The organism is Ewingella sp. C233 (assembly GCF_055407225.1).
Genome location: NZ_JBUZRI010000011.1, coordinates 16,079 through 26,704, shown reverse-complemented (window position 1 = coordinate 26,704; position 10,626 = coordinate 16,079). Strand labels below are relative to the sequence as shown.

The 10,626-nt window shown below is 48.0% G+C and carries 14 protein-coding genes; 6 read left to right on the top strand and 8 right to left on the bottom strand.

What is annotated here, in order from left to right; translation table 11 throughout:
• The first annotated feature begins 286 nt into the window (after positions 1 to 286).
• Positions 287 to 835: a gamma carbonic anhydrase family protein gene (locus ACZRKO_RS22580; RefSeq protein WP_463739324.1), complete on the top strand. Its 549-nt coding sequence runs from the start codon at positions 287 to 289 to the stop codon at positions 833 to 835.
• 85 nt (positions 836 to 920) lie between these two features.
• Here the strand turns inward: ACZRKO_RS22580 and aroE are convergent, their stop codons facing one another.
• From aroE to dprA, 5 genes are read right to left on the bottom strand one after another with little or no spacing between them, the layout of a single operon-like run.
• Entirely contained in the window at positions 921 to 1,739 is an 819-nt protein-coding gene (aroE, locus tag ACZRKO_RS22575; RefSeq protein ID WP_463739323.1) for a shikimate dehydrogenase, read from the bottom strand.
• Between the two features lie 12 nt (positions 1,740 to 1,751).
• Positions 1,752 to 2,321 carry an L-threonylcarbamoyladenylate synthase type 1 TsaC gene (gene tsaC / locus ACZRKO_RS22570; RefSeq protein WP_463739322.1) on the bottom strand — a complete coding sequence of 190 codons (570 nt, stop codon included), beginning with the start codon at positions 2,319 to 2,321 and terminating at the stop codon, positions 1,752 to 1,754.
• Entirely contained in the window at positions 2,314 to 2,874 is a 561-nt protein-coding gene (locus ACZRKO_RS22565) for a DNA topoisomerase family protein (protein ID WP_463739321.1), read from the bottom strand. The genes tsaC and ACZRKO_RS22565 overlap by 8 nt, the downstream gene beginning before the upstream one ends.
• Before the next feature lie 23 nt (positions 2,875 to 2,897).
• Positions 2,898 to 3,371: a DUF494 family protein gene (locus ACZRKO_RS22560; RefSeq protein WP_463739320.1), complete on the bottom strand. Its 474-nt coding sequence runs from the start codon at positions 3,369 to 3,371 to the stop codon at positions 2,898 to 2,900.
• Complete coding sequence (dprA, locus tag ACZRKO_RS22555; RefSeq protein ID WP_463739319.1) at positions 3,343 to 4,512, bottom strand: DNA-protecting protein DprA; 1,170 nt, start codon at positions 4,510 to 4,512, stop codon at positions 3,343 to 3,345. Before dprA ends, ACZRKO_RS22560 begins: the two co-directional genes overlap by 29 nt.
• Before the next feature lie 128 nt (positions 4,513 to 4,640).
• Between dprA and def the strand changes: the two genes are divergently transcribed.
• The 5 genes from def to mscL all read left to right on the top strand — a co-directional run bounded on the left by def (position 4,641) and on the right by mscL (position 9,455).
• Positions 4,641 to 5,153, top strand: coding sequence for a peptide deformylase (gene def, locus ACZRKO_RS22550; protein ID WP_463739318.1), 513 nt, complete (start codon positions 4,641 to 4,643; stop codon positions 5,151 to 5,153).
• A gap of 26 nt (positions 5,154 to 5,179) precedes the next feature.
• Positions 5,180 to 6,115 carry a methionyl-tRNA formyltransferase gene (gene fmt / locus ACZRKO_RS22545; protein WP_463739317.1) on the top strand — a complete coding sequence of 312 codons (936 nt, stop codon included), beginning with the start codon at positions 5,180 to 5,182 and terminating at the stop codon, positions 6,113 to 6,115.
• A gap of 75 nt (positions 6,116 to 6,190) precedes the next feature.
• Positions 6,191 to 7,483 (top strand): 16S rRNA (cytosine(967)-C(5))-methyltransferase RsmB, encoded by a 1,293-nt coding sequence (rsmB, locus tag ACZRKO_RS22540; protein ID WP_463739316.1) that lies wholly within the window; start codon positions 6,191 to 6,193, stop codon positions 7,481 to 7,483.
• Between the two features lie 53 nt (positions 7,484 to 7,536).
• A complete protein-coding gene (trkA, locus tag ACZRKO_RS22535; RefSeq protein WP_463739315.1) occupies positions 7,537 to 8,913 on the top strand; it encodes a Trk system potassium transporter TrkA in 1,377 nt (458 codons plus the stop codon).
• Between the two features lie 125 nt (positions 8,914 to 9,038).
• A complete protein-coding gene (gene mscL / locus ACZRKO_RS22530; protein WP_463739314.1) occupies positions 9,039 to 9,455 on the top strand; it encodes a large-conductance mechanosensitive channel protein MscL in 417 nt (138 codons plus the stop codon).
• A gap of 49 nt (positions 9,456 to 9,504) precedes the next feature.
• Here mscL and ACZRKO_RS22525 read toward each other — a convergent pair whose 3' ends face one another.
• Genes ACZRKO_RS22525 through ACZRKO_RS22515 form a run of 3 tightly spaced genes read right to left on the bottom strand, consistent with a single transcriptional unit; the run spans position 9,505 to position 10,556 of the window.
• Positions 9,505 to 9,705, bottom strand: a complete 201-nt coding sequence (locus ACZRKO_RS22525; RefSeq protein ID WP_463739313.1) for an alternative ribosome-rescue factor A — start codon at positions 9,703 to 9,705, stop codon at positions 9,505 to 9,507.
• A gap of 40 nt (positions 9,706 to 9,745) precedes the next feature.
• Positions 9,746 to 10,186, bottom strand: coding sequence for a Zn(2+)-responsive transcriptional regulator (gene zntR / locus ACZRKO_RS22520; protein ID WP_463739312.1), 441 nt, complete (start codon positions 10,184 to 10,186; stop codon positions 9,746 to 9,748).
• Between the two features lies 1 nt (position 10,187).
• Complete coding sequence (locus ACZRKO_RS22515) at positions 10,188 to 10,556, bottom strand: DnaJ family domain-containing protein (RefSeq protein WP_463739311.1); 369 nt, start codon at positions 10,554 to 10,556, stop codon at positions 10,188 to 10,190.
• Between the last annotated feature and the right edge of the window lie 70 nt (positions 10,557 to 10,626).

Genomic DNA, 10,626 nt, shown 5'->3' with positions numbered 1-10,626 from the left:
TTTATTTCATCCGGTTGCCGCTGTTTTAAATCTTTTCCGACCCGGCTACTTCGTGATGTTGTTCACGTTGTTCCCTGTCGATGGAGCGGCATTATAGGGATCCGAGGTTTTTCCACAAGCCTTTTTTCCAATAAAAAGATCGAGTGCGCGTTTTTCAGCCCTTTCGTTGCGATCTTGCACGATAAGCTTATTTGTTCATCGATCCTTCCTGCGTTAAGTTTGTAATCCTTCAGGCAAAAGCTATATTGCCAATGGTTTAAGGTCTCACACATGAGGTAAATTCGTTATGTCTCACCCTTTACGTTCTTATCAGGGTTTAACGCCTTCGCTTGGCGAACGCGTTATGGTTGATCCTTCCAGCGTGGTTATTGGTAATGTGGATCTGGCTGATGATGTCAGCATCTGGCCACTCGTTGCCATTCGGGGAGATGTAAACAATGTGGTCATAGGCTGCAGAACCAATATTCAGGATGGCAGCGTACTGCATGTCACTCACCAATCGAGCCATAATCCCGAAGGCTTCCCTCTTCTCATCGGAGAGGATGTCACCGTTGGGCATAAAGCGATGTTGCATGGTTGCACTATTGGGGATCGCGTTCTGGTAGGGATGGGATCGATTCTGCTTGATGGCGCGATAATTGAAGACGATGTCATGATCGGCGCCGGTAGTCTGGTGCCACCGGGTAAAAGACTGGAAAGTGGCTATCTTTATTTAGGCAGTCCCGTTAAAAAGATCCGCGAGTTGACGACGGATGAGCTGGCAGGCCTCACTTACTCATCCAACAACTATGTTAAATGGAAAGACCTTTACCTGAGCGATGCGCGCCAGAGCTAAACTTTCGATCTCTTCTATATAGAAAGTGAACAGGCCACATCAGAAAACTGATATGGCCTGTTGAGGCAAGGAGGCTAACTTTATTTCAACCCTTTAAATCCTGCTTGAGTTGGTTAAGAACGGGTTCAATCTGTGGCATCACCCCATGCCACAGATTGAAAGCATGGGCTGCCTGGCCTACCAGCATTCCCAACCCATCTGCATAATGTACAACGCCATGGCTTTTTGCCCATGTAAGAAAAGGGGTATTACCAGCCTGGTAGTACATGTCATAGACACGGGTTTGCGGATCCAGCAATGCAGAAGGTAATTGGGGGATCTCACCACTGATACCGGATGTGGTCGCATTAATCACAAGATCGAATTTCTCATGATCCAGTTGATCCGTCGGCAATGCGCTGATATCGCCTTTACTCTCAAAAATATGGCATAGATGCTCTGCACGATCGTAAGTGCGGTTCGTAACCACTACCTGACAATGGTTTGACAAAAGCGGCAGGATCACTCCTCTCGCCGCCCCCCCTGCACCCACCAGCAAAATACGATCACCTTCTTTCAACATATTTAGCCGCACAAGATCGCTAAGCATGCCAATACCATCTGTGTTATCCCCGAGTAATCGACCGCCATCGAGCTTCTTCAGCGTATTTACAGCCCCGGAGAGCGCTGCACGTTCCGTCAGTTCGTCGGATTCAGTAAACGCGCGCTCTTTAAAGGGCGTGGTAATGTTGGCACCCTGGGCTCCTTCAGCAAAAAATGATCGAAGGTATTCTTCAAATTCATCATGAGGAGCTAAAACGGTGCCATAGATATGGTTGATCCCGGTTTGTTCAGCGAATAAAGCATGGATCCGTGGCGACTTGCTGTGCGCAATAGGATTGCCAAATACAGCGAAAGAAGGCATGACGTAAATTCCTTAACCTTGACGAATAAGATGGCCAGTCAACGCATCTTTGATTTCTGAAGGGTTTTCGCGGCCACCAACATTGCCGATTAAGACGGGAAAGTCATGACCAAATTGTTTTTTAACTTCATCAGCAAAGCGACAAGGTGGCTGACCATTCAGATTAGCGCTGGTAGACACAAGAGGCTTACCAAAATTCCGGCAGAGCTCTTTCACCAAAGGATGGTCGGTTACTCGGACGGCCAGAGAAGAGTACTGCCCGGTTAACCAGCTTGGTGTTGCTGATTTTGCTGGCATAACCCAAGTCACCGGACCTGGCCATTGGGAAAGGACCTTCTGCAACTGACTGTCGCTAAGGACTGTCTCGTCGATATAAGGAAGGAGTTGCTGAAAATTATCAGCAATCAAGATCAATCCTTTTTCACGCGGACGATGCTTGAGTGTCAGCAAAGCTTCAACAGCGGCCTCACTATCCGGATCGCAGCCCAATCCAAATACCGCTTCCGTCGGATATGCAATAACTTGCTGTTGTTTCAAAGCGTGCAGCACGGTTGAAAAACTGTTTGTTGTCTCTTTATTCATTTTGATCTTTATGTGTAATGTCTGCGCTCTTGCCACATAACTTGCTGGCACAAAAAACCTTCACACCTTGCGCAGTTCTTTTTTCCATTAACAACGGGTACTGGCAGTGAACGCATGTGCCGGCAATGGGAGTATTGTTAATAGCAAACTGGCATTCAGGATAACGGTCGCAGGCATGGAACACTTTTCCAAACCTGGATTTACGCTGTAAAAGATGTCCCTGTCCACATTGAGGGCAAGGAAGTGTCGTTTCTTCTGGCTTATCAATGATCTCAGTGTGGTCACATTCAGGATAATGACTGCATCCGATGAACATGCCATAACGGCCCTGCCGCAAAGCCAGAGTAGCCTGACATTTTGGGCAGAACTGTCCTTCCAGTACTTTGATAATGTGGCCGTCAGCCTGAGCTTTTAGAGGACGAATATACTCGCATGTAGGATAGGTAGAACAGCTCAGAAAGGGGCCATGACGACCACTACGGATCACCAAGGCGGCCCCACATTGAGGACAGTTTTCATTTTGCTTTTCAGCAAAAAGCGCTGTTTTTGTCATACTTTGTACTTTACCCGTTATCTCTAATGCAGATAACCTTCATTAACTTCAAATAACAGCTCTTCCATTTGCTGATAAGCACTTTCATATCCGGGAATATTAAAGAGCACCATCAGCACCACCCACTTAAGATCTTCAAGTTCAAACTCTTCAGTGTCGAGAGCCATAACGCGATCGATGACCATCTCCCTGGTATCGAAATTTAAAACTTTAATCTGTTCCAGAAACAATAAAAAACCACGACAGCTGGCATCTAACCGATTCGATTCCTCATCAGTATAAATTCGCAAAGCAAAAGGATCGGTATCCATCAGATGAGATGGTGTTTCGCCCTCTTGCAGATCAGCAAGCTTTTCAAGCCAATTCAACGCGTTGTTGATATCAGTTCGATGAAATCCCGCTTCAGCCAAATCGTCCGTTAACCTATCCTGGTCGACATTCATCTCCGCTTCGTTATGAATGTAAGTTTCAAATAAGTACATTAGTACGTCGAACATGGCCTGCCCTCCTAATTCGGACATAGCCGCCGGGTACAGCTGCGATCCATCCTGCTAACTCCAGTTCAAGTAGTTTACCCACCACTTCTGGCACAGGTTGGCCGGCACGTTCGGCGACGACGTCTACAGGTGTCACCTCATATTCTACGTTAGCCAACACATCAGTAAATGGCAATTCAACTTCGTCGTCTTCTGCACAAATAATCTTCGCTGACGCTGATTTCCCCCCCGCAGGTATAAAATTTGTCTGTTCAGCGGCTGCAAGTGGCGGTAACCAGGTCAATCCGCTACCAATCTGCTCGGCAATATCGTTAGGTTTAGTCACCAGATATGCCCCCTGCTTGATTAACCAGTGTGTTCCTTCACTTGTTTCACTATCAATGGGGCCAGGGAGTGCAAAAACTTCGCGATCTTGTTCCAGTGCATAACGAGCTGTGATTAACGAGCCGCTACGCAATGAAGCCTCAACCACCAGCACACCCACACTCATTCCACTGATAATGCGGTTACGCCGAGGGAAATTGGCAGGAATGGCGCTCGCACTGACTTCCAGTTCGGAAACAAGGGCACCACCTTGTTCCAGAATTCTGGAAGCCAGATACTCATGCCGTCGAGGATGAATACGTGTCAGCCCGCTTCCCAGCACAGCAATTGTTTTTCCTCCGCATTCGAGAGCCACCTTGTGACATATGCCATCAATACCGAGGGCTAACCCGCTGGTGATGGTGAACCCACTTTTTACTAATCCGGCAGAGAAATAGCTCGCCCATTGTTCGCCATACTCGCTGTATTTCCTGCTGCCGACCATCGCGAGCTGGGGGGTTGCCAGCGCGGCCAGATCTCCTGCTACAAACAGTACCAATGGCGCGGAGGCAATCTGTTTTAACATCATGGGATAGCGGTGATCCGTGATTGGCACAAGATAATGGGATTCACACTCAAGCCAGCATAACGATGCGCGAAGCTGCTGGGGATCGACTTGATAAAATGTATGGATCTGCTCAGCAGTCATTCCAGATTCAGCCAGCAAATGGGTACGATCAGCCGTGGTGTTAGCCATGATTTCTGCCACGCGACAGGCAATCGCCGTTTCAAGTCTTCTTACCGCGGATAAACGTAACCATACTTCCTGCTGAGTCATCAAAGTGTTCCCTCACAATGCCAATTACCTACTGGTTCAATTGGTAGAGGATGCTGTCAATCAGAGCAGGAAATGTCTAGAATAGAGTCTATATATCGTCAATCAATTGAATAAAGATCCATAAATTTATGTCCGTATTACACATCTTACATTTCCCAGACGAGCGTCTTCGCATTACTGCCAAGCCGGTCAAAGAAGTTAACGCCGAAATTCAGCAAATCGTGGATGATATGTTTGAAACCATGTATGCCGAAGACGGTATTGGCCTTGCGGCAACACAGGTAGACATTCATCAACGAATTATCGTGATTGATGTCTCTGAAAACCGCGATGAGCGTTTGGTATTGATTAACCCTGAACTGCTTGAGAAAAGTGGTGAGACGGGTATCGAAGAGGGCTGCCTGTCAATCCCTGACCAGCGTGCTTTGGTTCCCCGCGCCGAAAAAGTGAAAATTCGCGCACTTGATCGTGAGGGAAAGACATTCGAACTCGAAGCTGATGACCTTCTGGCTATTTGTATCCAACATGAAATGGATCATCTGGTAGGTAAACTGTTTGTAGATTATTTGTCTCCGCTGAAACGTCAACGCATCCGTCAGAAGATGGAAAAAATGGCCAAGCTGAACGCTCGACCTGATTGATTTTTCGTTCATAACAGGAATTAGCTTTGCGAATAATATTTGCAGGAACACCTGATTTTGCAGCGCGTCATCTTGACGCGCTTTTGACGTCTGAGCACCAGGTCGTCGGTGTATTCACTCAACCGGACAGACCTGCGGGACGTGGTAACAAACTCACCCCGAGCCCGGTAAAAGCACTCGCTGTCGCGCATGATATCCCCATCTTCCAACCTAAATCTCTGCGTCCTGCCGAAAGTCAGCAATTGGTTGCTGAGCTGAATGCCGACATCATGGTCGTGGTCGCTTACGGATTAATACTGCCACAGGCGGTTTTGGATATGCCGAAGTTGGGTTGCATCAACGTACATGGCTCACTTCTTCCGCGCTGGCGTGGCGCTGCGCCTATCCAGCGTGCTTTGTGGGCTGGTGATAGCCATACCGGTATTACCATCATGCAGATGGATGTCGGGCTTGATACCGGCGACATGCTGCATAAAATCGAATGCGCCATTGAGCCTGAAGATACCAGTGCCAATCTTTACAACAAATTGGCAGAACTTGGCCCCGTGGGGATGCTTACGACGCTTGAGCAACTTTCCGCAGGCTCCGCACATGCGGAAGTTCAGGATGAAGCGCTGGTCACCTACGCGGAGAAATTGAGTAAAGAAGAGGCGCGCCTGGACTGGTCACTACCGGCCAGTCAGCTGGAGCGCTGCATTCGCGCTTTCAATCCGTGGCCAATGAGCTATTTCCTTATCGAAGAGCAACCGGTAAAAGTTTGGCAAGCAGCAGTGATACCCGGGCCTACTCAGGCTCTGCCGGGAACACTGATATCAGCCACCAAGAGTGGTATCCAAATCGCTACCGCTGAAGGCATTCTCAATATTTTGCAGTTACAGCCTGCCGGTAAGAAAGCGATGTCTGCTCAGGATATCCTTAACTCTCGTCGCGAATGGTTTACCGAAGGCACTGTATTTGCCTAATCATTTCGACAATGCCCGGCAATACGCCGGGCTTTCTCTTTTTAATAACGCCGAGCTTTTCCAGCCTTTCTGACTATGAAAACAACCTATAATCTCCGCAGCATCGCTGCAAAAGCAATCAGTCAGGTTCTTGATCAGGGCCAGTCCCTGTCAGCTGTCCTTCCTGGATTACAGAAGAATATTTCGGAAAAAGACCGCGCCTTACTGCAAGAGCTGTGTTTCGGAACCTTAAGGGTTTTGCCGCAGCTGGAATGGTGTTTGCAGCAACTGATGGCAAAACCACTGACAGGTAAACAGCGCACATTGCATTATTTGCTGATGGTGGGTATTTACCAACTCCTGCACACCCGAATCCCTGCACATGCCGTGCTGGCTGAAACAGTTGATGGTGCAGTGGCTTTGAAGAAGCCTCAGCTCAAGGGGTTGATCAACGGCGTATTGCGTCAATTCCAGCGCCAGCAGGATGACCTGACTCAGCGGATGGGAAATACCGACAGCCGCTATCTTCACCCCAGCTGGTTACTCAGCCGCATCCGGAAGGCATATCCGCAACAATGGCAACACATTGTGGAAGCTAACAACCAGCGTCCGCCAATGTGGCTACGTGTGAATCGTCTTCATCACTCCCGCAATGACTATTTAGACCTTCTACAGCAAGCCGGTATTGAGGCTATTGCACATCCTGACTACGCCGATGCTTTGCGGTTGGTTTCGCCTTCACCCGTGCATGTTCTCCCAGGTTTTGTTGATGGTTGGGTAACGGTACAGGATGCTTCTGCGCAGGGAAGCGTAGATCTGCTGGATCCGCAGGATGGCGAGATGATCCTGGATCTCTGCTGTGCACCTGGCGGTAAGACAACGCATATTTTGGAAGCGGCCCCGAAAGCACATGTACTTGCCGTCGATGTCGATAAACAGCGCCTGACCCGGGTATACGAGAATCTTCAGCGCCTTAAGCTCAACGCAGAAGTTAAGCAGGGTGATGGCCGCGAACCACAGGCCTGGGCCGGAGATCGTAAATTTGACAAGATCCTGCTTGATGCCCCCTGTTCTGCCACCGGTGTTATCCGTCGTCATCCGGATATTAAGTGGCTGCGACGAGACTCAGATATTGCTGAACTTGCAGCCTTGCAGCGAGAGATCCTTGAGGCCATCTGGCCAAGACTCAAACCAGGCGGCGTGATGGTCTATGCGACCTGCTCTATTCTGCCAGAAGAAAATAGCGAACAAATTACAGCGTTCCTTGCGGCGCACCCTGAAGCAACGTTAGTAGAGACCGGTGATTTGGATGCCCCAGGTAAACAGAATCTCCCACACGCCGAAGATGGCGACGGGTTCTATTACGCTAAACTGATAAAATCGGCGTAACAGTTCTGCCCGGAATGAACGGGCGACATGAGTTAAAGCGGGAATGAGCGGTTATGAAAATAATAATTCTTGGTGCCGGGCAAGTTGGCGGGACATTAGCGGAGAACCTGGTAGGTGAAAACAATGACATTACCGTCGTTGATACTAATACTACCCGTCTGCGACAACTTCAGGATAAATTCGATCTTCGCGTTGTCCAGGGGCATGGTTCACACCCTCGTGTTCTGCGTGAAGCTGGTGCCGAAGATGCTGACATGCTGGTTGCGGTAACCAATTCTGATGAGACGAATATGGTTGCCTGCCAGATAGCCTATTCTCTGTTTAATACGCCGAACCGAATTGCCCGAATTCGCTCATCGGAATATATCAGGGAGTCAGAGAAGCTCTTCCAGCCAGAAGCTGTGCCTATCGATCACCTGATTTCGCCAGAGCAACTGGTTATCGATTACATCTACAAACTGATTGAATATCCTGGCGCCTTACAGGTCGTTAATTTTGCGGAAGGTAAAGTCAGCATTGCTGCCGTTAAAGCCTACTATGGCGGGCCATTAGTTGGGAATGCGCTGTCTTCTATGCGCGAACATATGCCACATATCGAAACCCGAGTAGCGGCAATTTTCCGCCAGGACCGTCCTATCAGACCGCAAGGTTCAACCATCATTGAAGCTGGCGATGAAGTCTTCTTCGTTGCCGCTTCTCAGCATATACGTGCTGTGATGAGTGAGCTCCAGCGTCTGGAAAAACCTTACAAGCGCATCATGATTGTTGGCGGCGGGAATGTCGGTGCGGGGCTTGCCCACCGGCTGGAGAAAAACTACAGCGTTAAACTCATCGAGAAAAACCAGCAGCGGGCAGCGGAGTTAGCTGAACTGCTGCAGGATACGATTGTATTTTATGGCGATGCCTCCGATCAGGAATTACTAGCAGAAGAACATATCGAACAGGTCGATGTGTTCATCGCCATTACTAACGATGATGAGGCCAATATCATGTCGGCCATGCTGGCAAAGCGTATGGGCGCCAAAAAGGCGATGGTCCTGATACAACGTGGTGCCTATGTTGACCTCGTACAGGGCAGCGTCATTGATATTGCCATTTCACCCCAACAAGCCACTATCTCTGCATTACTCGGACACGTGCGTAAAGCTGATATTGTCAGTGTTTCATCACTACGCCGTGGCGTTGCAGAGGCCATTGAAGCTATTGCACATGGTGATGAAAGCACCTCTAAAGTGGTTGGCCGTACAGTTGAGCAAATCAAACTCCCGCCGGGCACCACCATTGGGGCCATTGTCAGAGGTAATGAAGTGATTATTGCTAACGGTACCAGTCGGATCCAACAAGGTGACCATGTGATCATGTTTATTACGGACAAGAAATTTGTTCGCGATGTAGAGAGACTCTTCCAACCAAGTCCATTCTTCTTGTAAGATTCATCCTTTATTGAATAATTATCAGTAGATTAGATGCAAAGTGGTAAGTTTTGTAGCGCATATGCTACAAATGGTCTTTACTTTGTTTGACATGATTTGTGAGTTGGCCAAGGAGATATTTGATGAGTTTTATGAAAGAGTTTCGTGAATTTGCCATGCGTGGCAATGTTGTTGACCTAGCGGTTGGTGTGATTATCGGTGCTGCATTTGGCAAGATCGTCTCTTCACTCGTTGCAGATATCATCATGCCACCATTAGGACTGCTCATCGGTGGCGTTGATTTCAAACAATTTTCCTGGGTAATACGTGAAGCACAAGGTACTGTCCCCGCAGTTGTAATGAAATACGGCATCTTCATTCAGAATATTTTCGATTTCCTCATTGTGGCGCTCGCTATCTTCTGCGCTGTGACATTGATGAATAAGATGCGTCGTAAAGAAGAGGCAGCTCCAGCTGAACCACAGAAGCCAACGGCAGAAGAAATGCTTCTGGCAGAAATTCGTGATTTGCTGAAGCAACAGCAAACCCCTAAATTTTAAATTCTGGCTCCAACAGCCATAAAAAAGCCATCGCAAGATGGCTTTTTTGTCAGAAGGACAGTGTTAAAGACTCAACTGAATACTTAACACTGCCCTCCTGATAACTTCCTTTCCCATTCTTTTCTTTGCGCCGATAACTGCCTTTGCCTTTAAGATTCCTTTCGACACGTTGGCGAAAGAGCGGGTCATGCAGTAAAGCCTGTATCGCGTTATCCTGGATAATGCCTTTGTTATGTTTGTAAGCACTCATCATAGCCTCATATAAAACGTACTTTAGGATGTTCGTCAGTTTATTGCTGAGCCCTGCGGAAAGTTACCTCTCCTTTCCCCGCACCCGCTTCGAGCGCTTCAAGGATAGAGCAACTGGCACTGGAATGTGAAGTCCCACAGCACGCATTGCTTAGTCTCTGTAAGGAGTCCCTCATTTTTACCAACTCGCTGAGCTTGTACTCTACTTCTGCCAGTCTGCTATCAACGATAGATTTCGATTCATGGCAGGTGTGGTGCGCGGGATCTATTCTCAGAGAGAGTAACTCCCTGATAGCTTCCAATGTAAATCCCGTTGTCTTAGCGTAACGAATAAAGCGCAAGCGCTGCAGGTCGGTATCACTATATTGACGATAACCGGAAGTATTTCTATCGCCGCAAGACATCATCCCCTGCTTTTCATAGTAGCGAATGGTATCCGGTGTGACGTCAGCTAACTTTGCCAAAGCACCAATTTTATACATATTAATTACCTCCAAATTTTTCAACCAGTCGCGTTTTATACCCGGCATTCAGAAAATCCGTATTAACACCTGCCTGCCGTAACCTTAGTTCGAGAACCCTTAAACGTTTAGCGGTTGCGTGATACTCCAGAGCATCGGGAGCCAGAATATCTAACATACCCCTCAGTTCTATCGCCTTTTTACGATCCTGTAGTTCAGGTGGTAAATACCCTGAATTTTTCAAAATACGATACGCCAGACGTAACTCATCTGGTACTGCGCTGTCGTCATCCAGCAGCAGAGGGTTTCCAGCGTCGGGTAAATTACTCAGATCGCCATTTTTGATCGCTTCAGTTATTTTTTGCTCAGCTAATAAATCGGCAAAAGACATGACACCTCCAAAAAAACTGAATGCTCACAATAATATTGCAGAATAACGCCTGGACGAAGAAAAGTAAGGG

Excerpts from the sequence above, each read along its gene's own strand:
- zntR (WP_463739312.1), bottom strand. The coding sequence starts at position 10,186 with ATGTATAAAATTGGTGCTTTGGCAAAGTTAGCTGACGTCACACCGGAT.
- ACZRKO_RS22565 (WP_463739321.1), bottom strand. The coding sequence starts at position 2,874 with ATGACAAAAACAGCGCTTTTTGCTGAAAAGCAAAATGAAAACTGTCCT.
- ACZRKO_RS22515 (WP_463739311.1), bottom strand. The coding sequence starts at position 10,556 with ATGTCTTTTGCCGATTTATTAGCTGAGCAAAAAATAACTGAAGCGATC.
- ACZRKO_RS22560 (WP_463739320.1), bottom strand. The coding sequence starts at position 3,371 with ATGTTCGACGTACTAATGTACTTATTTGAAACTTACATTCATAACGAA.
- ACZRKO_RS22580 (WP_463739324.1), top strand. The coding sequence starts at position 287 with ATGTCTCACCCTTTACGTTCTTATCAGGGTTTAACGCCTTCGCTTGGC.
- trkA (WP_463739315.1), top strand. The coding sequence starts at position 7,537 with ATGAAAATAATAATTCTTGGTGCCGGGCAAGTTGGCGGGACATTAGCG.
- def (WP_463739318.1), top strand. The coding sequence starts at position 4,641 with ATGTCCGTATTACACATCTTACATTTCCCAGACGAGCGTCTTCGCATT.
- tsaC (WP_463739322.1), bottom strand. The coding sequence starts at position 2,321 with ATGAATAAAGAGACAACAAACAGTTTTTCAACCGTGCTGCACGCTTTG.
- dprA (WP_463739319.1), bottom strand. The coding sequence starts at position 4,512 with ATGACTCAGCAGGAAGTATGGTTACGTTTATCCGCGGTAAGAAGACTT.
- aroE (WP_463739323.1), bottom strand. The coding sequence starts at position 1,739 with ATGCCTTCTTTCGCTGTATTTGGCAATCCTATTGCGCACAGCAAGTCG.
- rsmB (WP_463739316.1), top strand. The coding sequence starts at position 6,191 with ATGAAAACAACCTATAATCTCCGCAGCATCGCTGCAAAAGCAATCAGT.
- ACZRKO_RS22525 (WP_463739313.1), bottom strand. The coding sequence starts at position 9,705 with ATGAGTGCTTACAAACATAACAAAGGCATTATCCAGGATAACGCGATA.
- mscL (WP_463739314.1), top strand. The coding sequence starts at position 9,039 with ATGAGTTTTATGAAAGAGTTTCGTGAATTTGCCATGCGTGGCAATGTT.